Source organism: Streptomyces marokkonensis (assembly GCF_008312835.1).
In the GTDB taxonomy this organism is placed as follows: domain Bacteria; phylum Actinomycetota; class Actinomycetes; order Streptomycetales; family Streptomycetaceae; genus Streptomyces; species Streptomyces marokkonensis_A.
Genome location: NZ_VSKS01000014.1, coordinates 117,204 through 138,388, shown reverse-complemented (window position 1 = coordinate 138,388; position 21,185 = coordinate 117,204). Strand labels below are relative to the sequence as shown.

The following is a 21,185-nucleotide window of genomic DNA, read 5'->3' as shown; positions in this document are numbered from 1 at the left end:
GGAACCGTCAGTCCCCCCGGCCCCGGCGGGACAGGGCCACCGCGCCGCCGCCCGCCGCCAGGAGGGCGACCGCGGCGCCCGCGACGTAGGGCGTCATCGAGTCGCCGCCCGTCTCGGCCAGGTTGGCCTCCTGCGGCGCCGCCCGCTCCGCCCGCGCTCCTTGCGGCTGGACGTCGGCGGCCTCCTCCCGGGCCTCAGGGGCGTCAGGGGTCTCGCACTTGGCCTCCGCCAGGGTGAGCGTGCCCTCGACCTCGGCGACGTTCAGTTTCAACGGATTGACGGAAACCCTGAGTCGGAGGGCGGTCGCCGCGGCCGTGGTCGACGTGGTCCCGGTCTTCGACAGGTCCAGGTGGACCTCGCCCACGCCCGGCACCTCCACGTGGGTGGGACCGCCCGAGGTCAGGGTGACGCGTTTGCCGAGGACCGTCACCGAGGCGGGCAGGGTCGCCGAGGCGTGCGGCGGCCTCCCGGCCTCACAGACCGCCTTGGAGGTGATGGTCTCGAGCTCGATGACCGACAGCAGCGGCAGACCGGGGACATGGAGCCGGGCCTTGGCGAGGGTGGTGGACGCCTCGGCCCGCCCGCCGTTCACCGTCGCCCCGGCGTCGGCCACCTCCGCCCGCAGCACGGTGAAGGGCCTGCCGCCGTCGACGCCGTCCAGGCCGGCGGTGAGGGCCGTCTTCCGCGCGCTCCGCGGTGCCCGGACCTCGTTGAGGGTGACGGCGAGCGGGGCGTGCACGGTCCTGTTGAGCAGGGACACGTCGAGCCCGGTGCGCAGCACGACGGCGCTCGCGGTGCCGTGCTCCCCGGTGGCGTGCGCGGTGCCCGCGCCGGCCAGGGCGGCGGGACCCGCGGTGAGGGCGGTGGCCGCGGCGACGACGGCCCAACGACGTGCGGGCACGCGGACGTTGATGGTGAACAAGGTGGTGGGACCCCCATGAGACATGACTGGGACCCGGCAAGAATGTCCGCACGCGCAGCGGGACGTCAGCGATCCGCCGACGCTTCACCCCTTCGGGGAGAATCGGCGGACACGTTCGAATCACGGGGCACGGCTGTTCCCCACCGTCACCCTCGTGTGTCCCACCGGGGGCGCGTTGGGGCGCCTTCCTACGCGACCACGCGCCCGTTCAGCACCACCCGGCGCGGATCCGCCAGCACGCGCAGGTCCGCGCGCGGGTCGGAGCCGTAGACGACCAGGTCCGCGGGGGCTCCCTCCTCCAGGCCGGGGCGGCCGAGCCACTTCCGGGCCGCCCAGGTACCGGCGGCCAGGGCCTCGACCGCCGGGATGCCGGCCCTGGCCAGCTCCGCCACCTCGTCGGCCGCCAGGCCGTGCGGGAGTGTCCCGCCGGCGTCCGTGCCGACGAAGACGGGGATGCCGGCGTCGTAGGCGGAGCGCACGGTGTCGTAGCGGCGTTCGTGGAGCCGGCGCATATGGGCGGACCAGCGGGGGAACCTGGACTCGCCGCCGTCGGCGAGTGCGGGGAAGGTGGCGATGTTGACGAGGGTGGGGACGATCGCCACGCCCCGTTCGGCGAAGAGGGGGATGGTCTCGTCGGTCAGCCCCGTCGCGTGCTCCACGCAGTCGATGCCGGCCTCGACCAGGTCCCGCAGGGAGTCCTCGGCGAAGCAGTGCGCGGTGACGCGGGCGCCCAGCCGGTGCGCCTCGGCGATCGCCGCCTCGACGGCGCCGCGCGGCCAGCAGGCCGACAGGTCGCCCAGGTCGCGGTCGATCCAGTCGCCGACCAGCTTCACCCACCCGTCGCCGCGCCGCGCCTCCTGCGCGACGTACGCGGTGAGGTCCTCGGGTTCGACCTCCCAGGCGTAGTTGCGGATGTAGCGGCGGGTGCGGGCGATGTGCCGGCCGGCCCGGAGGATCTTCGGGAGGTCGTCGCGGTCGTCGATCCAGCGGGTGTCGGAGGGAGAGCCCGCGTCGCGCAGCAGCAGGGCGCCGGCGTCGCGGTCGGTGAGCGCCTGCTTCTCGGCGACGTCCTCGGGAACCGCGCCGTGCCGGTCGAGGCCGACGTGGCAGTGGGCGTCGACCAGCCCGGGCAGCACCCAGCCGTCGACGGTGCGGACGTCCCGGGCCCCGGCCGGGCGGTCGTAGGAGATCCGGCCGCCGACGACCCACAGCTCGTCGCGGACCTCGTCCGGGCCGACGAGGATCCGCCCCTTCATGTGCAGCACCGCGCGTTCGCTCATGCACCGCACCCTAGTCAGGCGCTACTCGGACTTCCCCACCTGGTCCGAGGTCTCCTCCTCCACCTCCGCCATGGCGGGGTCGAGCAGGCGGGAGAGGAAGTGCCGGGTACGTTCGTGCCGGGGGGCGCCGATGACCTGTCCGGGGGTGCCGTCCTCGACGATCACTCCGCCGTCCATGAAGACGACCCGGTCGGCGACCTCGCGGGCGAAGGTCATCTCGTGGGTGACGACCATCATCGTCATGCCCTCGGTCGCGAGCATCCGCATCACCGCGAGCACGTCGCCGACCAGCTCGGGGTCGAGCGCCGAGGTCGGCTCGTCGAACAGCATCACCTCGGGGCCCATGGCCAGCGCGCGGGCGATGGCGACGCGCTGCTGCTGGCCGCCGGAGAGGGAGGAGGGATAGGCGTCCGCCTTCTCGGCGAGGCCCACGCGCCGCAGGTTCTCGGCGGCGACCCCGGCGGCCTCCGCCTTGCCCCTGCGCAGCACCCTGCGCTGCGGCAGCGTGAGGTTCTCGGTCACCGTGAGGTGCGGGAAGAGGTTGAACTGCTGGAAGACCATGCCGATGCGGCGGCGCACGGCGTCGATGTCGACGTCCGGGTCGGTGAGTTCCGTACCGCCGACGAAGACCTGGCCCTTGGTGGGTTCCTCCAGGAGGTTCACGCAGCGCAGCAGGGTCGACTTGCCCGAGCCGGACGGGCCGATGACGCAGACGACCTCGCCCTGGCCGATCTCCAGGTCGATGCCGCGCAGCACCTGGTTGTCGCCGAAGGACTTGTGCAGACCGCTGACGCGGATCTCCGGTCGGCTCATTTCACGGCCTCCTGGGCCTTGGCCTCCATGCGGCGCACGACGAAGCCGAGCGGAATGGTGATCAGCAGGTAGCACAGGCCGGCCACCAGGATCGGGGTGGAGTTGGCGGTCTGGCTGGCCAGGTCGCGGCCGTACTTGGACAGCTCGCGCTCCTCCAGGGTGACGCCGAGGAACAGCACCAGCGAGGAGTCCTTGAAGAGCAGGACGAGTTCGTTGGTGAGCGGCGGCAGGATGATCCTGAAGGCCTGCGGGACGATGATGGAGACCATGGCCCGGGCGGGCGAGAAGCCCAGCGAACGGGCGGCCTCCATCTGCCCCTTGGGCACGGCCTGGATGCCGGCCCGGATCGTCTCCGCCATGTACGCGGCGGCCACCAGGCCGAGCGCGAGGGCGACCTTGCCGTAGGTGCCGCCGATGATCTCCGTGCCGGGGAAGGCGAGCGGCACGGCGACGCCGATGAAGATGAAGATCAGCAGGGCGGGCAGGCCGCGGAAGATCTCGATGTAGATGCCGGCCAGCCACCGGTAGGGCCCGACGGACGACAGCCGCATCAGGGCGATCACCATGCCGAGGGCGAGTCCGACGGCGAAGCCGGTGACGGTGTAGAGCACGGTGTTCTTCAGCGCCAGGGTGATGACGTCCGGGAACATCCGCTCGGCGATGTCGGCCTGCGCGAACTGGTTCTGCAGCCGGTCCCAGTCGGCCACGACCGCGAAGGCGGTCACGGCCGCGACGAACACGGCGTACTGGATGCCGCGCGACAGGCTGCGCCTCTGGCGCCGCGTCAGGCCCCTCTTCTTCGGCTGGAGTGGTGGTGTCTCCGTGTCGGTCATGGGATCAGGATGCGGCCGGCGAGGCGGCGGACTCGTCGTACGGGCCGATCCACTGCTCGTACAGCTTCTTGTACGTGCCGTCGGCCTTGGCGTCCGCGAGCGCCTTGTCGATGGCCTCGCTCAGCGCCGTGTTGCCCTTCTTCACCGTGAAGCCGTACTGCTCTCCGGTGTCGATCTGCTCGGCGACCTCGAAGGCGTCGGCGTTGGCCTTGTCCTTCAGCCAGCCCTGGACGACCGGGTAGTCGATGACGACGGCCTTGACCTGGCCGGTGCGCAGGCCGTTGAGGACGGCGTCGGAGGACTCGAAGGAGACCGGGTCGAAGCCCTGCTTCTTGGCGTAGTCCTCACCGGTGGTCTGCGCCTGCGCGCCGAGCCTGACGTTCTCGGACTCGACGTCGGCGAGGGAGGTGACGCCGCTGCCCTTGTCGACGAGGACGGCCTGGGTGGCGTTGAAGTACGGGTCGGAGAAGTCGACGTTCTTCTTCCGCTCCTCGGTGATGGTCATGCCGGCCGCGGCCAGGTCGCACTCGCCGGAGTTCAGGAAGGCGCCGGTCTTGAAGTTCTCGAAGGGCGTGTCGAGGATCTGCTGCTTCACGCCGAGGTCGTCGGCGACCAGGTCGATCAGCGCGACGTCGAAGCCCTGCACCTTGCCGTCGATCTCCGACTGGAAGGGCGGATACGGCAGGTGGGTGCAGGTGGTGAGCTGCCCCGCCTTGACGAGCTCGACGCCGCCGGCGGCGGTCCTGGAACCGCTGCCCCCGTCGTCGCTGGAGGTGCAGGCGGTCAGGAGGGCCAGCCCGGCCGTCGCGGTGGTGGCGGCCAGCATGCGGGTCCGGCGGCCGAGGAGCGTCTTCACGGGAGCCTCCTGTCGGGGAACTGTGGGTTCCGATTATAAGGAGATGTTTGAGCACCTCAAACCAAACCGATGGCAGCGGGGCCGTCCGGCCTGGGAACGCGGCGGTCGGTCCACCCTTCGGGCGAAGGTTTACCCTCGACTTCGTCGTACGTACCCGCGCAGTAGCGAAGCAGAGAGAGCACCGCCGTGACCCACCTCCTCCTCGACCTGCCTCCGCTGGGCGCCGCGCGCTTCGCCTCGATCGAGGACCGGGTGGCACGGCTGCTGGACACCCGGCAGGACGTAGTGATCATGCAGGGTGAGGCGCTGCTGCCGCTGGAGGGCGCGATCCGCGGGACCGCCGGACCCGGCACCACCGCGCTGAACGTCATCACGGGCCCCTATGGGCAGACCTTCGGCGACTGGCTGCGGGACTGCGGTGCCACCGTGATCGATCTGACGGTGCCCTTCCACACGGCGGTGACGGCCGGGCAGATCCGGGAGGCCCTCGCGGAGCACCCGGAGATCGACTTCGTCTCCCTGGTGCACGCGGAGGCCGCGACCGGGAACACCAACCCGGTCGCGGAGATCGGTGAGGCGGTGCGGGCGCACGGGGCGCTGTTCCACCTGGACGCGGTGGCGTCCATCGGGGCGGAGCCGGTGCTGCCCGACGTGTGGGGCGTGGACCTGTGCGTGATCGGGGCGCAGAAGGCGATGGGCGGTCCCGCCGGGGTGTCGGCGGTGTCGGTGAGCGAGCGCGCGTGGGCGCGGATGGCGGCGAACCCGCGGGCACCGCGCCGCTCCTACCTCTCGCTCCTCGACTGGAAGGAGCGCTGGATCGACGGCGGCCGCAAGGCGCTGCCGCACGCACCGGCCCAGCTGGAGATGTTGGCGCTGGAGGCGTGCGCGCAGCGGATCGAGGCGGCGGGCCCGCAGACGGTGATGGCACGGCACGCCTCCGCCGCGGCGGCGACGCGGGCGGGGGCGCTGGCACTGGGCGGCGGCCTCGAGCCGTACGTCCGTGACGCGGCGGAGGCGGCACCGGTCGCCACGACGCTGCGCGCGCCGTCCGGCACGGTGGCCGCGGACCTGGTGGCCCGCGCCCTGTCCGCCGATCCGGCCCTTCCGCTGGCCGCGGGCGGCGGCGCCCTCGCCGGGGAGATGATCCGCGTCAACCACTACGGCCCCGAGGCGAACCCGGGCGCCGTCCGCGCGAGCCTGACGGCGCTGGGGGCCGCGCTCGCGGAGAAGGGGCTCGGCGTGGACACCGCGGGCGCCCTGCGGGCCGCGGAAGCGGCCTGGCGCTGAACGGGGGCCGGGGGTCCCGGCCCCCCATCCCCGCCGCTCCGTGTCGAAGGAGTGACTGGGAGCTGAATTCCGGGGGTTTATCGGAATTCCTTGCACAGATTCTCCCGCGACATTCTTTCGCTTATTTCCCGATTACCTTGCGGAGTAGCTTCCCGTCTTCTCCTGCCCGCTTTCTCCGGCCCTAAACGCTACGATTCGGATCACGGGGAGCGGGGCGTCACGGGAGTTACACAGTTGTGACCGGTTCCACACCGCGCCCGATTTGCACCTTATCCACCAGTAGAATTAGGGCATATCGCCGAACTCTCGCGCGGACGTACCCGCGCGCCTGATAACACAGATCAAGCCCGGACGTAACCCCGACAGACGATGCAATTTTGAATTTACCTGGGTAAGTTCAATTCGCATGACTGCCGCACAAGCAGACCTGCAAATCGACCGCCCCACCGTGGCGGACGGAGCCGTGCTGTGGCGGATAGCCAGGGACTCGAAGGTCCTCGACCTGAACTCGTCGTACAGCTATCTGCTGTGGTGCCGTGACTTCGCCGCCACCTCGGCCGTCGCTCGCGACGAGCGCGGAGAGCCGATCGGCTTCGTCAGCGGATACCTGAGGCCGGACAGCCCGCGCACCCTGCTCGTCTGGCAGGTCGCGGTCGACGCGTCGTACCGCGGCCGCGGTCTGGCCGCCGCCCTGCTCGACGGCCTGGCCGCCCGGACCGCCGCCGAGCACGGGGTGGACACCGTCGAGACCACCATCGCGCCGGGCAACACCGCCTCCGAGCGCCTGTTCACCGCGTTCGCGGAGCGTCACGGCGCCCTGCTGGAGCGCGAGGTGCTGTTCGAGGCCGGCCAGTTCCCCGACGGGCCGCACGACCCCGAAGTCCTGTACCGCATCGGGCCGCTCGCGCACTGACCGGCCGGCCGCCCGCCCCCTGATCTTCCGACTCCCTCTGACCTCCCACGCCACCGAGGAGCGATTCGTCGTGACCATCACCCAGCCCGACCTCAGCGTCTTCGAGACCCTCGAGTCCGAGGTACGAAGCTACTGCCGCGGCTGGCCCGCCGTCTTCGACCGTGCGCACGGCAGCCGCATGTACGACGAGGACGGCCACGAGTACCTCGACTTCTTCGCCGGAGCCGGTTCACTCAACTACGGGCACAACAACCCCGTGCTGAAACGGGCGCTGATCGACTACCTGGAGCGGGACGGCGTCACCCACGGCCTCGACATGTCGACGACGGCCAAGCGCGCGTTCCTGGAGTCCTTCCAGAACTACGTCCTTCGCCCGCGTGACCTTCCGTACAAGGTCATGTTCCCGGGCCCGACGGGCACCAACGCCGTGGAGTCCGCGCTGAAGCTGGCGCGGAAGGTGAAGGGGCGCGAGGCCATCGTGTCGTTCACCAACGCCTTCCACGGCATGTCGCTGGGCTCGCTCGCCGTGACGGGCAACGCCTTCAAGCGGGCCGGCGCCGGCATCCCGCTGGTGCACGGCACGCCGATGCCGTTCGACAACTACTTCGACGGCCAGGTGCCGGACTTCCTGTGGTTCGAGCGGCTCCTGGAGGACCAGGGCTCCGGTCTCAACAAGCCCGCCGCCGTGATCGTCGAGACCGTGCAGGGCGAGGGCGGCATCAACGTCGCCCGGCCCGAGTGGCTGCGCGCCCTGGCCGACCTGTGCGAACGCCAGGACATGCTGCTCATCGTCGACGACATCCAGATGGGCTGCGGCCGTACCGGTGCCTTCTTCTCCTTCGAGGAGGCCGGCATCACGCCCGACATCGTCACCGTGTCCAAGTCGATCAGCGGCTACGGACTGCCGATGGCGCTGACCCTGTTCAAGCCCGAACTCGACGTCTGGGAGCCGGGCGAGCACAACGGCACCTTCCGCGGCAACAACCCCGCCTTCGTCACGGCCACCGCGACGCTGGAGGCGTACTGGGCCGACGGGTCCGCGATGGAGAAGCAGACCCGTTCGCGCGGCGAGCAGGTCGAGCAGGCGATGATCGCCATCGCCGAGGAGAACCTCGCCGACGTGAAGGAGTACCGCGGCCGCGGCCTGGTGTGGGGCATGGAGTTCCACGACAAGGAGCGCGCGGGACGGATCGCCCGGCGCGCCTTCGAACTCGGGCTGCTGATCGAGACGTCCGGCCCCGAGAGCGAGGTCGTCAAGCTGCTCCCGGCCCTGACCATCACCCCGGACGAGCTGGACGAGGGCCTCACCGTCCTCGCCCGCGCCGTCCGCGAAACCGCCTGAGACACGCACCCGAGCCGAGGAGGCATCGCACCACCGTGATCGTCCGTTCGTTCAAGGACCTCGAAGGCACCGACCGGCACGTGAAGTCGGCGTCCGGCACGTGGGAGAGCAAGCGCATCGTCCTCGCCAAGGAGAAGGTCGGCTTCTCCCTGCACGAGACGATCCTGTACGCGGGTACGGAGACGTCGATGTGGTACGCGAACCACATCGAGGCCGTCGTCTGCACCAAGGGCGACGCCGAGCTGACCGACCGCGAGACCGGGGAGACGTACCGCATCACCCCCGGCACTATGTACCTCCTCAACGGCCACGAGCGGCACACGCTCAAGGTCAAGGAGGACTTCCACTGCATCTGTGTCTTCAACCCGCCCGTCACCGGACGGGAGGACCACGACGAGAACGGCGTCTACCCGCTGCTCACCGAGGAGGTGTGAGTCACCGTGACCACCATGACCACGAACGTCACCGACCTCTATCCCACCCGTGGCGCCACCGAGGTGGCGACCCCCCGGCAGGACCCGGTCGTCTGGGGCTCCCCGGACGCGCCCGGTCCCGTCCCGCCCGGTGACCTGCGGGCCCTGGACCGCGACGGCTTCCTCGCCATCGACCAGCTCATCGGGCCGGACGAGGTCGCCGTGTACCGGCGCGAGCTGGAGCGGCTCGTCACCGACCCGGCCATCCGCGCGGACGAGCGCTCGATCGTCGAGCCGCAGTCCAAGGAGATCCGGTCCGTCTTCGAAGTGCACAAGATCAGCGAGGTCTTCGCGAACCTGGTGCGCGACGAGCGGGTCGTCGGGCGGGCCCGGCAGATCCTCGGCTCGGACGTCTACGTCCACCAGTCGCGGATCAACGTCAAGCCGGGCTTCGGGGCCAGCGGCTTCTACTGGCACTCGGACTTCGAGACCTGGCACGCCGAGGACGGCCTGCCGAACATGCGCACGATCTCGGTCTCGATCGCGCTCACCGAGAACTACGACACCAACGGCGGTCTCATGATCATGCCGGGGTCGCACAAGACGTTCCTCGGGTGCGCGGGGGCCACGCCGAAGGACAACTACAAGAAGTCCCTGCAGATGCAGGACGCGGGGACGCCGTCCGACGAGGCACTGACGAAGATGGCGTCGGAGTACGGCATCAAGCTGTTCACGGGCAAGGCGGGCTCCGCCACCTGGTTCGACTGCAACTGCATGCACGGTTCCGGCGACAACATCACGCCGTTCCCGCGCAGCAACGTGTTCATCGTGTTCAACAGCGTCGAGAACGCGGCGGTCGAGCCGTTCGCGGCGCCGATCCGGCGTCCCGAGTTCATCGGGGCGCGGGACTTCACCCCGGTGAAGTAGGCGCGTCACAGGACCGCGGGCCGGGCCTCCTCGTGTGGGACAGGGAGGCACCGGCCCGCTGCCGTGTTCCCGGGGTGCGGTCAGCCGGACAGCGCCTCCAGCAGCCGGTCCACGTCGTCGGCCGTGTTGTAGAGGTGGAAGGAGGCCCGCAGATGGCCCGCCCGGTTGGACACCTGGATGCCGGCCTCCGCCAACTCCGCCTGGAGACCCCCGAGTCCGGGCACGGACACGATCGGTGAACCGGGCGCGGGCACGGCTGTGCGGCCCAGGTTCGCGAGCCCCGCGCGGAAGCGGTCGGCGAGGGCCAGGTCGTGGGCGCGGACGGCGTCCACGCCGATCTCCTCGACGAGTTCGAGGGAGGCACGCAGCCCCACGTAGGTGAACAGGGCGGGGCTGGAGTCGAACCGCCGGGCCGAGTGGGCGAGTTCGGCGACCGGTCCGTAGCAGCTGGCCCAGGGGTGCTCCGCCGCGACCCAGCTCGCCTGCACCGGCGCCAGATCGCCGAGGTCCTCGGGCACGACGAGGAACGCCGCCCCGTGCGGGCCGAGCAGCCACTTGTAGGTGATGGAGACGGAGTAGTCGAACGCGCCGGCGTCCGCCGGCAGCCAGCCGGCCGCCTGGGAGAAGTCGACGTAGGTGCGCGCCCCGTGCGCCCGGGCCGCCTCACGCAGTGCGGGCAGGTCGGCGATCCGGCCGTCGGCGGACTGGGCGGCGCTGACCGCGACCAGCGCGGTGCCCGGCCGGACGGAGCCGGCGAGCCGCTCCAGCGGCACGGCCCGCACCTTGAGGTCGCCGCGCGTGTGGAACGGGTTGAGCACGGACGTGAAGTCGTCCTCGACGGTGAGGACCTCGGCGCCCGGCGGCAGCGAGGCCGCGATCAGCGAGGTGTGCAGGGCGGCCGTGGCCCCGGCGGCGACCCGCTCGACGGGAACGCCGGCCAGCCGGGCGTACGCGGCGCGGCAGGCCTCGACGTCGGCGAACAGCGGATCCAGCGAACGGCCCTCCGCGCGGAGCCGGGCGGCGTCCTGCAGCGCGGCCACGGTACGGGCGGGCAGGAGGGCGCTGCTCGCGGTGTTCAGATAGGTGTTCTTCGGGGTGAACTCGGCACGGACGAGGTTCTCGAAGGTCTCCATGGAAACCACTCTGCGGCCCCGGGAAGTCCCCGTCCATTGCCGAATTCTGCGCGGTACCCCGAAGGAAGGCTTATGCGTACGCGCTGACCTGGGCGTCTACCGCTGCGGCACCGCGCATCCGTCCGGGCCGCAGGCCTCGGCACCGGCACCGCCGTCGATCAGTTTCAGCGGCGGGCGCTCCCCCCAGGCCTGGGTCAGCGCTCGGGTGAACACCTCGGCGGGCTGGGCCCCGGAGACGCCGTACTTGCGGTCGAGCACAAAGAAGGGCACCCCGTTCGCGCCGAGCTCCGCGGCCTCGCGCTCGTCGGCGCGGACCTCGTCGGCGTACGCCTGCGGGTCGGCGAGGACCTTGCGTACGGCCCCGGTGTCGAGGCCGGCGGCGCCGGCGAGCCCGACGAGCCGTTCGTCGTCGCCGAAGACGGACCGCTCCTCGGCGAAGTTCGCCCGGTACAGCAGGTCGAGCAGCTCCGCCTGGCGGCCCTGCTCGCGGGCGAAGTGCAGCAGGCGGTGCATGTCGAAGGTGCTGCCGTGGTCGCGGCCGCGGGTGCGGTAGGGCAGGCCCTCGGCGGCGGCCTGGGTGCCCAGGTGGTCCTCGCCCGCCTCGGCCTGTGTCTCGCTCATGCCGTACTTCTTGGTCAGCATGGTGATCACCGGCTGGATGTCGTCCTTGGCGCGCCCCGGGTCCAGCTCGAAGGAGCGGTGCACCACCTCGACCTGCTCACGGTGCGGGAAGGAGGCCAGCGCCTTCTCGAAGCGGGCCTTTCCGACATAGCACCAGGGGCAGGCGATGTCGCTCCAGATCTCGACGCGCATGGGTCGGCTCTCTCCAGGTCGTACGGTTGCGGAGACTCCCTCCGCAACCGGATGAACCTTCAAGCAGCTGTTCCCATTCCCTCAGCTGCCGTCCCGCAGGTCGTGCGGCCAGTGGGGCCGGTACTCGAGGTGGTCGTACGTCACCACGCAGCCCTCCCCCATCGGGGACTGGGTCATGAAGCCGACCAGGGCGGCTCCGGTCTCCTTCTCGTCGCCGAGGGTGAAGAGCCGGACGAAGGTCCAGCGCTCGCCGTCGCGCGAGGCGTGGAAGGTGAAGGCACGGCCCGTGCGGCTCACCCGCAGCCAGACGGAAGTGCCGTCCACCGTGAAGGAGTTGGCGTCGTCGGAATGCCCCCGGGTGACCACCGTGCAGACGGTGGGCACGTCCGGGGAGTACTCCAGGCAGAGCTTGGCCCAGGCCCGCTCGCCGGAATGGACGTAGAGGACGCCTGCGTCGAAGGAGGCTGCGAAGCCGACCGTGACCCGGGCGATCAGCTGGAAGTCGCCCTCGGGCGCGCCCAGCAGACGCGGCGCGTCGGCGGCGGGGTCCAGGGCCTCGCCCGTGGGCGGCACGAAGCGGTCCTGCCGGGGTCCGGCCCATCCGGTGAGGACGCCGTCCTCGTAGGACCAGGAGCCGTCGGGGCCGTAGGTGCGCAGCGGGAAGGGGAGTTCGGCGATTTTCAGGTCCATGGCGGGATTGTCGCAGGAAGGACCCCGCGCCGGGACCCGGCCAGTGCACCGGTCAGCGGCCCGGAACGCGCCGCGGGGGTTCCCGGTGGCGTCCCGCACGTCGTAGCCGTCACCCGGCCGTCGGAGCCGTCACCCGGCCGTCGGAGCCGTCCGGCAGCAGTTCGGTCACCACGCACCGGTTGACCGTCGGGGCGGCCTTCTGAAGAAGGGTGAAGCGTCGGCCGTAACGGGAGGCGCCGGCCCGGCGCAGTCTCCGTGAGCCGACGGCCGCAAGGACCAGGGATGACGTCGGGGGCCGGTGTTCACTTTCGTCGACCGGTCCCGCGCCGAAGGAGGGATGCGGGCGTGCGGGGGTGGCCCTCTAGGGTCTGCGCGTGGACGTCAGCGAGATACCCCGTACCCGTCGGCCGCTCCGTTCCCGGCTGGCCGCCGCTTCCCCCTGGTCTCCTCGCCGCATCGCCGGGGAGGCGGTGCTCGCCCTGGTGCTCTCCGGGTGCGCGGCGCTCCTCCACACCACGGAGACCGGGTCCCCGGTGCGCGGCGGCGCCCTCGCCCTGGGCGTCGCCGTGCTGTCGCTCGTCCGCCGCGCGCTGCCGGCGACGGTGCTGATGGTCTCGTCGGCCCTGGCCGGGGCCGTCATCGGCACGGTTCCGCTGCTGATCTACGCGAGCTGGTCGGCGGGCAGCCGCATCAAGCGGCCGGGGCGCGCGCTGGGCGCGTACGCGGCCGGGCTGGTGCTCTACTTCGTCTTCGCCCTGGTCGGCACGGCCTCCGAGGACCCGGGGCTCTCGGTGCTGCTGACGGCCGTGCTGGCCGGAAGTCCGTTCCTGGTGCTTGCGGTCGTGCCGGGGCTCGCCTCCCGGTACCGCGCGCAGCGTCACGACCTGCTCGACGCGCTGCAGCGGCACAACGCCCAACTGGCGCGCGAGCAGGCCATGGTGGCACGTCAGTCCCGGCTGCTGGAGCGGCAGCGCATCGCCCAGGACATGCACGACAGCCTGGGCCACCAGCTGGCCCTGATCGCCGTGCACGCCGGGGCCCTGGAGGTGGACCCGCAGCTGAACGACCGTCAGCGGGAAGGGGTGGGCATCCTCCGGGAGGCCTCCAGGACGGCGATGCAGGAGCTGCGCGAGGCCGTGGGCATCCTGCGGGACGGCGTGGAGGGTCCGGAGCCGGACCCGGCGGACACCGCCGGACCCGCGCAGGCCCGCGTGGCGGCCTCCGTCGGCAAGCTGGTCGAGTCGTCGCGGGCCGCGGGCGTACCGGTGCGGCTGAACCGGTCCGGCACCGAACGGCCCCTGGCGCCCGCCGCGGACCACGCGGTGTACCGCATCGCCCAGGAGGGGCTGACCAACGCGCACAAACACGCGCCGGGTGCCCCGATCACCGTCGCGCTGCGCTACGAACCGGACAGCCTGGTGGTCGAGGTGGCCAACGGGCCGGTACCGGCCGGGGCGCCGGACGGGCCGCCCGCGATCAGCGGCGGCCAGGGTCTGACGGGCCTGCGGGAGCGGGCCCGGCTGGTGGGCGGCATGGTGCACTCCGGCCCCACCCCCGAGGGCGGGTTCCGCCTCGCCGGGGTGCTGCCCTACGACGGGGGCGAGGCCCCGTCCCGTGCGGACGGCGCGACGTCCGTCGCTGCGGGCGGCGACTTTCGGGGGCAGACCGGCGAGGGCCCCGCGGGCGACGGTGGAGCGGTCAACGAGCACCGCGCCGATCCGCAGAAGGAGTTCGCCGCCATCATGAGCAGCAGGAAGAACGTCGCCCTCGGGTGCGCCCTCACCGCCGTCGTCCTCGTCGTGGGCGTAGGCGCCCTGGTGGTGTGGGGGGTGTCGCAGCTGATCGACGAGGTCGAGAAGGGTGTCATCCCGGCGAGCGTGTACGAGTCGGCCCGGGTCGGCGACGCCGAGGCGGACCTCCGCGAGAAGTTCCCGGAGGGCGGCTCGCTGCTCACCGAGGGCGTGGAGAAGGACGGCCCGCCGCTGCCGGAGGACGCCACCTGCGAGCACTTCGTGGACGACGAGGACGACATCGTCTACCGGTTCTGCTTCCGCGACGGGAAACTGTCCTCCAAGGAGTCCTACGAGCACGAGATATGACCGACGGCAGATGGCCGCACCGGCGACCGGATCGGGCATGATGGGCGGGCTTCGACATCCGCGGGGCCCTGTCGCCGAACTCCCGTCCGCCGCGCGCCCTTCGGGCGGGCGACGGGGTCCGGCGGGAGACCTCGTCACACCGACACCGCGCAGGAGGCCGCGTGATCCGGGTCCTCGTCGCCGACGACGAGCCGCTCATCAGGGCCGGTATCAGGATGATCCTGACCTCGGCGGAGGACATCGATGTCGTCGCCGAGGCGTCCGACGGCCGGGAGGCGGTGGACACCGCCCGGAGCACCGCGGTCGACGTGGCCCTGCTGGACATCCAGATGCCCGTGATGGACGGGCTGACCGCGCTGGCCGAGCTGGGCCGGGTCGCGCCGGGGGTCCGGGTGCTGATCCTGACGACGTTCGGGGAACGCGACAACGTCCTGCGGGCGCTCGGCCACGGCAGCGCGGGCTTCCTGCTGAAGGACTCCGCGCCGCAGGAGCTGATCCACGCGGTCCGTGCCGCGGCGGCCGGCAACGCCTATCTGTCCCCGGCCGCCACCCGGCACGTGGTGGACACGCTCGCCTCCCCCGCCGCCACCACGCGCGGCGAGGAGGCACGCCGCCGCCTCGCCGGTCTGACGGAACGCGAGCGCGAGGTCCTGGCCCTGCTCGGCGAGGGCCTGTCCAACGCGGACGCCGGCGCCCGGCTGCACATGAGCGAGGCCACGGTGAAGACGTACGTCAGCCGCATCCTGACCAAGCTCGACTGCGACAACCGGGTGCAGGCGGCGCTCCTGGCCCGGGACGCGGGCCTGGAGCCGAGCGCGGGGTGAACCCCCTCAGCGCTCCAGCCTGCCGTTGAACCTCCGGGGCAGTCCCAGCGGGTTGGCGTCCTTGAGCTCGTCGGGCAGCAGCGCCTGCGGAGTCCCCTGGTAGACCACCGGCCGCAGCCACCGCTCGATGGCCGTGCCGCCCACCGACGTGGACGTGGAGGTCGTCGCCGGGTACGGGCCGCCGTGGTGCTGGGCCGGGGCGACCGCGACCCCCGTCGGCCAGCCGTTCACCAGCACGCGTCCTGCGAGCGGGGTCAGTTCCCGGACCAGTTCGGCCCCGCGGCCCGCTCCCGCCGCCTCCTCGGCGGACAGCTGCACGGTCGCCGTGAGGTTGCCCGGCAGCCGCGACAGCACGCCCCGCACCTCGGCGTCGTCCTCGTAGCGGGCCACCACGGTGACCGGCCCGAAGCACTCCTCCAGGAGCAGGTCGTGCTCGCCCTCCCGGGCCAGCCGGCTCGCCGGGACGGTCAGGAAGCCCGCGCTGACGGTGTGCTCGCCGCCCGCGCCCGGGGTCACCGGGGACTCCACCCCGGGCAGCTGCGCGCGCTCGGCGACGCCGGCCACGAAGTTGTCGCGCATGCGGTGGTCGAGCAGGACGCCCGCGTCGGTGTCGCTGACGGCGTCCGTCAGGGACTTCAGCAGCGCGTCGCCGGCCGGACCGGCCGGGGCGAGGACCAGACCCGGCTTGACGCAGAACTGGCCGACGCCCAGCGTCATCGAACCGGCGAGGCCGGCGCCGATCGCCTCGCCGCGCTCGGCGGCGGCGGCCTCGGTGACGACGACCGGGTTCAGCGAGCCCAGCTCACCGTGGAAGGGGATCGGGACGGGCCGGGCGGCTGCCGCGTCGAAGAGGGCCCGGCCCCCGCGGACGGAGCCGGTGAAACCGGCCGCAGCGACCAGCGGGTGCCTGATCAGCTCGATGCCTGCCTCGAAGCCGTGCACCAGGCCGAGCACGCCCTCGGCGATGTCGTGGCGGGCGGCGGCCCGGCGCAGCACCTTGGCGACCAGCTCGGACAGTCCGGGGTGGTCGGGGTGGGCCTTGACGACGACCGGGCAGCCCGCCGCGAGCGCGCTCGCGGTGTCGCCGCCGGCCACGGAGAAGGCGAAGGGGAAGTTGGACGCGGAGTAGACGGCGACGACGCCCAGCGGGATCTTGTAGCGGCGCAGGTCCGGGACGGGCGGGGTCGCGGTGTCGTCGGGGTGGTCGATGACGACGTCGAGGAAGGCGCCCTCGTCGACGATGCGCGCGAAGGCCCTCAGTTGGTAGCAGGTGCGGGCGAGTTCGCCGGTGAGCCGGACCGGGCCGAGCGCGGTCTCCGCGTCGGCGGCCTCGACGAGCCGGTCCCCGGCCGCCTCGAGCTCGTCGGCGGCCGTGCGCAGGAAGGCCGCGCGGACACCGCGGTCCGTCAGCGCGCCGCGCGCGTCGTGCGCGGCGCGGACGGCGGCGTCCACCTCCTGGGCTGTGGCCTCCACCGCAACCTGTTCACGCTGCTTCCCGGTTCGGGGGTCGACACTCCAGACTGGTGCTGCTGCCACCGCGGGTCCCTCCACTTGAATGCCGCATGCAATGCCGCAGTATGTACGTCACCCACCAGCGGTGTTCGATATACTGAACGCCGTCTGCGTAGATGAATGTGCTGGGAGACTATTTCCCGGCGAACGAAGGGGTCAAGGGCGATGTCGGCTGGCGAGACAGGCGGCGGGGCGCAGGTCAAGTCCGCGGTGCGGACCGTTGAACTGCTCGAATACTTCGCCGGGCGCCCCGGCATGCATTCCCTGGCGGCGGTCCAGGAGGCCGTCGGCTATCCCAAGTCGAGCCTGTACATGCTGCTGCGCACGCTCGTGGAACTCGGCTGGGTGGAGACGGACGCGACGGGCACGCGGTACGGCATCGGCGTCCGGGCGCTGCTCGTGGGCACGTCCTACATCGACGGGGACGAGGTCGTCGCGGCGGCCCGGCCCACGCTGGACCGGCTCTCCGACGACACCACCGAGACCATCCACCTCGCCCGGCTCGACGGCACCAACGTCGTCTACCTGGCCACCCGCCAGTCGCAGCACTACCTGCGGCCCTTCACCCGGGTCGGACGCCGGCTGCCCGCGCACTCGACATCGCTCGGCAAGGCGCTGCTGAGCACGTACTCCGACGAGCAGGTGCGCAAGATGCTCCCGGAGACGCTGCCCGCCCTGACCGAGCACACCATCACGGACCGGGAGAAGCTCATCGAGGAGCTGCGCCTGGTGCGGGAGCAGGGCTTCGCCGTGGACCGCGAGGAGAACACGCTGGGGCTGCGCTGCTTCGGTGTGGCGATCCCGTACCGCACCCCCGCGCGGGACGCGATCAGCTGCTCGGTGCCGGTGGCCCGGCTCACCCCCGCGCACGAGCAGATGGTCAAGGACGCCCTGTTCGACGCCCGCGACCGACTGGCCCTTGCCACCCGGAGGCTCTGACCCGTGGACATCGCCCTGCGACCGCTGCACGACAGCGATCTGCCCGTCTTCTACCGGCAGTTGAACGACCCGGAGTCGCTGCGCATGGCCGCCTTCACCCCCGAGGACCCGGCCGACCGGGACCGCTTCGACGCCCACTGGGCGCGCATCCGCAGCTCACCGGAGATCGTCGTGCGCACGGTGCTGGGCGACGGCGACGTGGTCGGTCACGTGTCGGTCTACGGGGAGCCGGGTGAGCGCGAGGTGACGTACTGGGTCGACCGCGCCCACTGGGGCAAGGGCATCGCCACGGCCGCGCTGCGCGGTCTGCTGGCCGAGGTGGCCGAACGCCCGCTGTACGCGCGCGTGGCCGCGGACAGCGCGGCCTCGCGGCGGGTGCTGGAGCGGTGCGGCTTCGAGGTCTCCGCGCGGGCCACCGGGTACGCGCCCGCGCGCGGTGCGGAGATCGACGAGCTGGTGCTCACGCTGGACGGCTGACCCGGCACTCCCCCGCACGGCGGAGGCGGATCGTCGCCGGGCAGGACGTGCCGGCGGGCCGCCGCACGGGAGTGTGGGGGCATGTCGCAGACACTCGCCTCCGCCGTCGTCACCGGCGGTCCCGCGCTTCCCCGCTCCCGCAGGCTGTTGCGCGCCGTCGCCGTCGTGGCCTGCCTGCCGTACCTCACGCTCAAGACCGCGTGGGTGGCGGGCAGCCGGGTCGGCATCCCGGCGGGCAGCCCGCTCCTCGACCACCCCACCGGGATGGCCGTCGCCAACGTCCTGACGATCCTGATGGACGGCGCGGTGATCGTGCTCGCGCTGCTGCTGACCCGGCCGTGGGGCCGCGCGGTGCCCGCGTGGCTGCTCGCGGTCCCGATGTGGATCGCGACGGGCCTGCTGGCGCCCATCATGGCCGGTTATCCGCTCCAGCTGCTGGTGCGCGCGTTCGGCGGGGACGCGGCGGGCACCTCGGGCGGCGAGGCCGAACCCTTCCTGCACGGGTGGGTGTTCGCCGTCGTCTACACCGGGTTCATCGTCCAGGGCCTCGCGCTCGGCACGCTGTTCGTGCTGTACGCCCGGGACCGCTGGGGCCATCTGTGGCGCGGCCGGACGGGGGACCTGCCCGCCCGACGGGCGGGGGCGGCGCAGCGCGTCCTGGCGGTGGCGGCCGCCGTGCTCGCGCTGTTCCCGCTGACCCTGCGGACGGTGTGGGCCTGCGGCGGCACCACCGGCCTGAACGAGGGCGTCGCCGCCGGCCGGGGCAGCGACTTCCACGTCCTTGAGTCCCTGTACGTCGTCTTCCTCCTGGCCGCGGTCGCCGGGGGCCTGGTGCTGGCCTTCCGGCGGGTTCCGGCGCTGCCGGCGCGGGTGCCGCTGACCGTGGCGGGGATCGCTTCCGGCGCGGTGGCCTGCTGGGGCGGCTGGATGGCCGCGGCCGCGCTGGTCCCCGGGGCGGATCCCGCCGACCGGCCGACGGCGCTGATGCTGCTGACCTACGCTGGCCAGATGATCGTCGGCCTCCTCGTCGCCACCGTCGGCGCCCGCATCCTCGCGGCGCGGTCCGCGGGGCACCCGGTGACGTGAGGGCGTTGCTGCGGCCGCTGTTCGGCCGGCGGGCGCGGCTGCGCTGGATCCACCTGATCCTGGGCGGGGCGCTCGCCATGCCGTACGTCCTGGTCGGCACGGTCGTCGTCGGTCCCGTGAGCGGCTCCACCGAGGTCTTCTCCTCGCTGGGCCTGCAGCTCGCGTCGTTCGGTGTGGGCCTGCCGCTCGCCGCCGTCACCTCGCTCTTCCCGCTGACCCGGCCGCTGGAGAGCGCCGCGGTGCGCTGGCTGTGCGGGGTGGACGCGGCCCTGCTCGCCGACGGTGCCGCCCGCGGCCGGGCGGCCAAGGCCCGTACGGCACTGTGGTTCACGCTGCACCTGGGGATCGGCGGGATCGTCGCCGGGATGTCGCTGGCGCTGCCGCCGTTCGCCGCCGTGCTCGTCGTGCTGCCGCTCGCCGCGGGGCTGCGGGACACCGGGCTCGGGCTGCCGGACGTCCTCCACCACGGCTGGGCACTGGCCCTCGCGCCGGTCGCGGGGGTGGCGTCACTCCTGGCGCTGGCGGGCTGCGCGGCGGGGGCGGGCGCGCTGCTGGCCCGCTGGGCGCCCGCGCTGCTCGGTCCGGCCCCCGAGGACCGGCTCGCCGCCGCCGAGGCACGCGCCGCCGACCTCGCCGTGCGCAACCGGCTGGCGCGCGAGCTGCACGACTCGGTGGGGCACGCGCTGAGCGCGGTGACCCTGCAGGCGAGCGCCGCCCGCCGGGTCCTCGACACCGACCCGGAGTTCGCCCGCGAGGCCCTGGCGGCGATCGAGGAGACCACCCGGCGCACGGTGGGCGAACTCGACGCGGTGCTCGGTGTGCTGCGCGACGGCGACGCGCCCGGTACGGCCCCGGCGCCGACGCTCGCCGCGGACCTGGACGGCCTGCTGCGCCGCACCCGGGCCGCCGGGCCGACGGTGGCGGCCACGATCGCGGCACCGCTGGAGACCCTGCCTCCGGTGCTCTCCCGCGAGGCCTACCGCATCGTCCAGGAGGGTCTGGCGAACGCCCTGAAGCACGCCGGTGAGCGGGTCACGGTGACCGTACGCGTCGAACTGCGCGCCGGGCACCTGGAGATCGGTGTCGAGAACCCCCTCACGGCCCCCTCCCCCACCCGCCCCGGCGGCGGTCACGGCCTGCCCGGCATCGAGTCCCGCGCCCGCCTGCTGGGCGGCACGGCACGGGCGGGCCCGGCGGACGGCACCTGGCGCCTGCGCGTTCGGCTGCCCCTGACGCCCCCGTCGGCCGCCCCCGGTCCCCACGGACCGCGGCACCCTCCCGAGGAGCCCTCATGACCGGTCCCGCCCCGATCCGTGTCGTCCTCGCCGACGACGAACGCATGGTGCGCACCGCGCTGCGGGCCATCCTGTCCGCCGAGCCGGACCTGGAGGTGGTCGGCGAGGCCGCCACGGGCGCCGAGGCGGTGGCCGTGGTGCGGGAACAGCGGCCGGACGTCGTGCTGATGGACGTACGGATGCCGGAGGTCGACGGCATCCGCGCCACCGAGCAGATCCTCGCCGGGCTCGCCGGGCCGCCCCGGATCGTCGTCGTCACCACCTTCGAGAACGACTCCTACGTGTACGACGCCCTGCGCGTCGGGGCCGCCGGGTTCCTCCTCAAGCGGGCGGAGCCCGACGCGCTGGTCGGGGCGGTGCGGCTGGTGGCCCGCAGCGACACGCTGCTGTTCCCGGCGGCGGTACGCGCCCTCGCCGCCGAGCACGCGCGCGCGGGGCGCACGCCCCCCGCGTGGGTGGGGCGGCTGACCGGACGCGAGAGCGAGGTGCTGCGGCACATGGCGGGCGGGCTGACCAACGCCGAGATCGCCCGGCGGATGGGGGTCGGCGCCGCGACGGTGAAGACGCACGTGGCGTCGGTGCTGGCCAAGACGGACGCCCGGGACCGTACCCAGGCCGTCATCGCGGCCTACGAGGCGGGCTTCCTGCGCGGCACATGACGGGCGCGACGTGGGGCGGGCTCGATGAACGTCCGATGAGAAAACGGCCGTAAGGGAACGTTTCGCCCCCTG

Annotated in this window: 21 protein-coding genes; 12 read left to right on the top strand and 9 right to left on the bottom strand. The window is 72.6% G+C overall.

The window, feature by feature from the left end; translation table 11 throughout:
- Window positions 1-7: 7 nt before the first annotated feature.
- From F1615_RS23750 to F1615_RS23730, 5 genes are all read right to left on the bottom strand, one after another.
- On the bottom strand, window positions 8-946 hold the full coding sequence (locus F1615_RS23750) for an SCO1860 family LAETG-anchored protein (protein ID WP_149551088.1): 939 nt from the start codon (window positions 944-946) through the stop codon (window positions 8-10).
- Window positions 947-1,110: 164 nt separating this feature from the next.
- Complete coding sequence (locus tag F1615_RS23745; RefSeq protein WP_149551087.1) at window positions 1,111-2,202, bottom strand: amidohydrolase family protein; 1,092 nt, start codon at window positions 2,200-2,202, stop codon at window positions 1,111-1,113.
- 21 nt (window positions 2,203-2,223) lie between these two features.
- A complete protein-coding gene (locus F1615_RS23740; RefSeq protein WP_149551086.1) occupies window positions 2,224-3,015 on the bottom strand; it encodes an amino acid ABC transporter ATP-binding protein in 792 nt (263 codons plus the stop codon).
- Window positions 3,012-3,848, bottom strand: a complete 837-nt coding sequence (locus tag F1615_RS23735; RefSeq protein ID WP_149551085.1) for an amino acid ABC transporter permease — start codon at window positions 3,846-3,848, stop codon at window positions 3,012-3,014. Before F1615_RS23735 ends, F1615_RS23740 begins: the two co-directional genes overlap by 4 nt.
- A 4-nt stretch (window positions 3,849-3,852) precedes the next feature.
- Window positions 3,853-4,704, bottom strand: a complete 852-nt coding sequence (locus tag F1615_RS23730) for an ABC transporter substrate-binding protein (RefSeq protein WP_149551084.1) — start codon at window positions 4,702-4,704, stop codon at window positions 3,853-3,855.
- 186 nt (window positions 4,705-4,890) lie between these two features.
- Here F1615_RS23730 and F1615_RS23725 point away from each other — a divergent pair, with 186 nt between their 5' ends.
- From F1615_RS23725 to thpD, 5 genes are all read left to right on the top strand, one after another.
- A complete protein-coding gene (locus F1615_RS23725; RefSeq protein WP_149551083.1) occupies window positions 4,891-5,991 on the top strand; it encodes an aminotransferase class V-fold PLP-dependent enzyme in 1,101 nt (366 codons plus the stop codon).
- Window positions 5,992-6,397: 406 nt separating this feature from the next.
- The gene (gene ectA / locus F1615_RS23720; protein ID WP_149551082.1) at window positions 6,398-6,904 is read left to right on the top strand and encodes a diaminobutyrate acetyltransferase; all 507 of its coding nucleotides are present in this window, start codon (window positions 6,398-6,400) and stop codon (window positions 6,902-6,904) included.
- A gap of 70 nt (window positions 6,905-6,974) precedes the next feature.
- Window positions 6,975-8,246: a diaminobutyrate--2-oxoglutarate transaminase gene (ectB, locus tag F1615_RS23715; protein WP_149551081.1), complete on the top strand. Its 1,272-nt coding sequence runs from the start codon at window positions 6,975-6,977 to the stop codon at window positions 8,244-8,246.
- A 35-nt stretch (window positions 8,247-8,281) separates the two neighbouring features.
- Window positions 8,282-8,680, top strand: coding sequence for an ectoine synthase (locus tag F1615_RS23710; RefSeq protein WP_149551080.1), 399 nt, complete (start codon window positions 8,282-8,284; stop codon window positions 8,678-8,680).
- A 6-nt stretch (window positions 8,681-8,686) separates the two neighbouring features.
- On the top strand, window positions 8,687-9,586 hold the full coding sequence (gene thpD / locus F1615_RS23705) for an ectoine hydroxylase (RefSeq protein ID WP_208818387.1): 900 nt from the start codon (window positions 8,687-8,689) through the stop codon (window positions 9,584-9,586).
- Between the two features lie 80 nt (window positions 9,587-9,666).
- Here the strand turns inward: thpD and F1615_RS23700 are convergent, their stop codons facing one another.
- The 3 genes from F1615_RS23700 to F1615_RS23690 all read right to left on the bottom strand — a co-directional run bounded on the left by F1615_RS23700 (window position 9,667) and on the right by F1615_RS23690 (window position 12,222).
- Window positions 9,667-10,719, bottom strand: a complete 1,053-nt coding sequence (locus tag F1615_RS23700) for an aminotransferase class V-fold PLP-dependent enzyme (RefSeq protein ID WP_149551079.1) — start codon at window positions 10,717-10,719, stop codon at window positions 9,667-9,669.
- A gap of 96 nt (window positions 10,720-10,815) precedes the next feature.
- Window positions 10,816-11,532 (bottom strand): DsbA family oxidoreductase, encoded by a 717-nt coding sequence (locus F1615_RS23695; RefSeq protein WP_149551078.1) that lies wholly within the window; start codon window positions 11,530-11,532, stop codon window positions 10,816-10,818.
- 81 nt (window positions 11,533-11,613) lie between these two features.
- Complete coding sequence (locus F1615_RS23690; protein ID WP_149551077.1) at window positions 11,614-12,222, bottom strand: DUF1349 domain-containing protein; 609 nt, start codon at window positions 12,220-12,222, stop codon at window positions 11,614-11,616.
- 374 nt (window positions 12,223-12,596) lie between these two features.
- Here F1615_RS23690 and F1615_RS23685 point away from each other — a divergent pair, with 374 nt between their 5' ends.
- Together F1615_RS23685 and F1615_RS23680 are read left to right on the top strand one after the other, a co-directional pair.
- On the top strand, window positions 12,597-14,321 hold the full coding sequence (locus tag F1615_RS23685) for a histidine kinase (RefSeq protein ID WP_149551076.1): 1,725 nt from the start codon (window positions 12,597-12,599) through the stop codon (window positions 14,319-14,321).
- A 161-nt stretch (window positions 14,322-14,482) separates the two neighbouring features.
- The gene (locus F1615_RS23680) at window positions 14,483-15,145 is read left to right on the top strand and encodes a response regulator transcription factor (protein WP_149551075.1); all 663 of its coding nucleotides are present in this window, start codon (window positions 14,483-14,485) and stop codon (window positions 15,143-15,145) included.
- Window positions 15,146-15,151: 6 nt separating this feature from the next.
- Here F1615_RS23680 and F1615_RS23675 read toward each other — a convergent pair whose 3' ends face one another.
- Entirely contained in the window at window positions 15,152-16,681 is a 1,530-nt protein-coding gene (locus F1615_RS23675; protein ID WP_149551074.1) for an aldehyde dehydrogenase (NADP(+)), read from the bottom strand.
- A 141-nt stretch (window positions 16,682-16,822) separates the two neighbouring features.
- On the opposite strand from F1615_RS23675, the gene F1615_RS23670 reads away from it, so the two are divergent.
- From F1615_RS23670 to F1615_RS23650, 5 genes are all read left to right on the top strand, one after another.
- Window positions 16,823-17,596 (top strand): IclR family transcriptional regulator, encoded by a 774-nt coding sequence (locus F1615_RS23670; protein WP_149551073.1) that lies wholly within the window; start codon window positions 16,823-16,825, stop codon window positions 17,594-17,596.
- A 3-nt stretch (window positions 17,597-17,599) separates the two neighbouring features.
- Window positions 17,600-18,073 carry a GNAT family N-acetyltransferase gene (locus tag F1615_RS23665; protein WP_149551072.1) on the top strand — a complete coding sequence of 158 codons (474 nt, stop codon included), beginning with the start codon at window positions 17,600-17,602 and terminating at the stop codon, window positions 18,071-18,073.
- A gap of 81 nt (window positions 18,074-18,154) precedes the next feature.
- Window positions 18,155-19,159 (top strand): hypothetical protein, encoded by a 1,005-nt coding sequence (locus F1615_RS23660; protein ID WP_149551071.1) that lies wholly within the window; start codon window positions 18,155-18,157, stop codon window positions 19,157-19,159.
- Window positions 19,156-20,454: a sensor histidine kinase gene (locus F1615_RS23655; protein ID WP_149551070.1), complete on the top strand. Its 1,299-nt coding sequence runs from the start codon at window positions 19,156-19,158 to the stop codon at window positions 20,452-20,454. The genes F1615_RS23660 and F1615_RS23655 overlap by 4 nt, the downstream gene beginning before the upstream one ends.
- Window positions 20,451-21,113 carry a response regulator transcription factor gene (locus F1615_RS23650; RefSeq protein ID WP_149551069.1) on the top strand — a complete coding sequence of 221 codons (663 nt, stop codon included), beginning with the start codon at window positions 20,451-20,453 and terminating at the stop codon, window positions 21,111-21,113. The genes F1615_RS23655 and F1615_RS23650 overlap by 4 nt, the downstream gene beginning before the upstream one ends.
- Window positions 21,114-21,185: the final 72 nt, after the last annotated feature.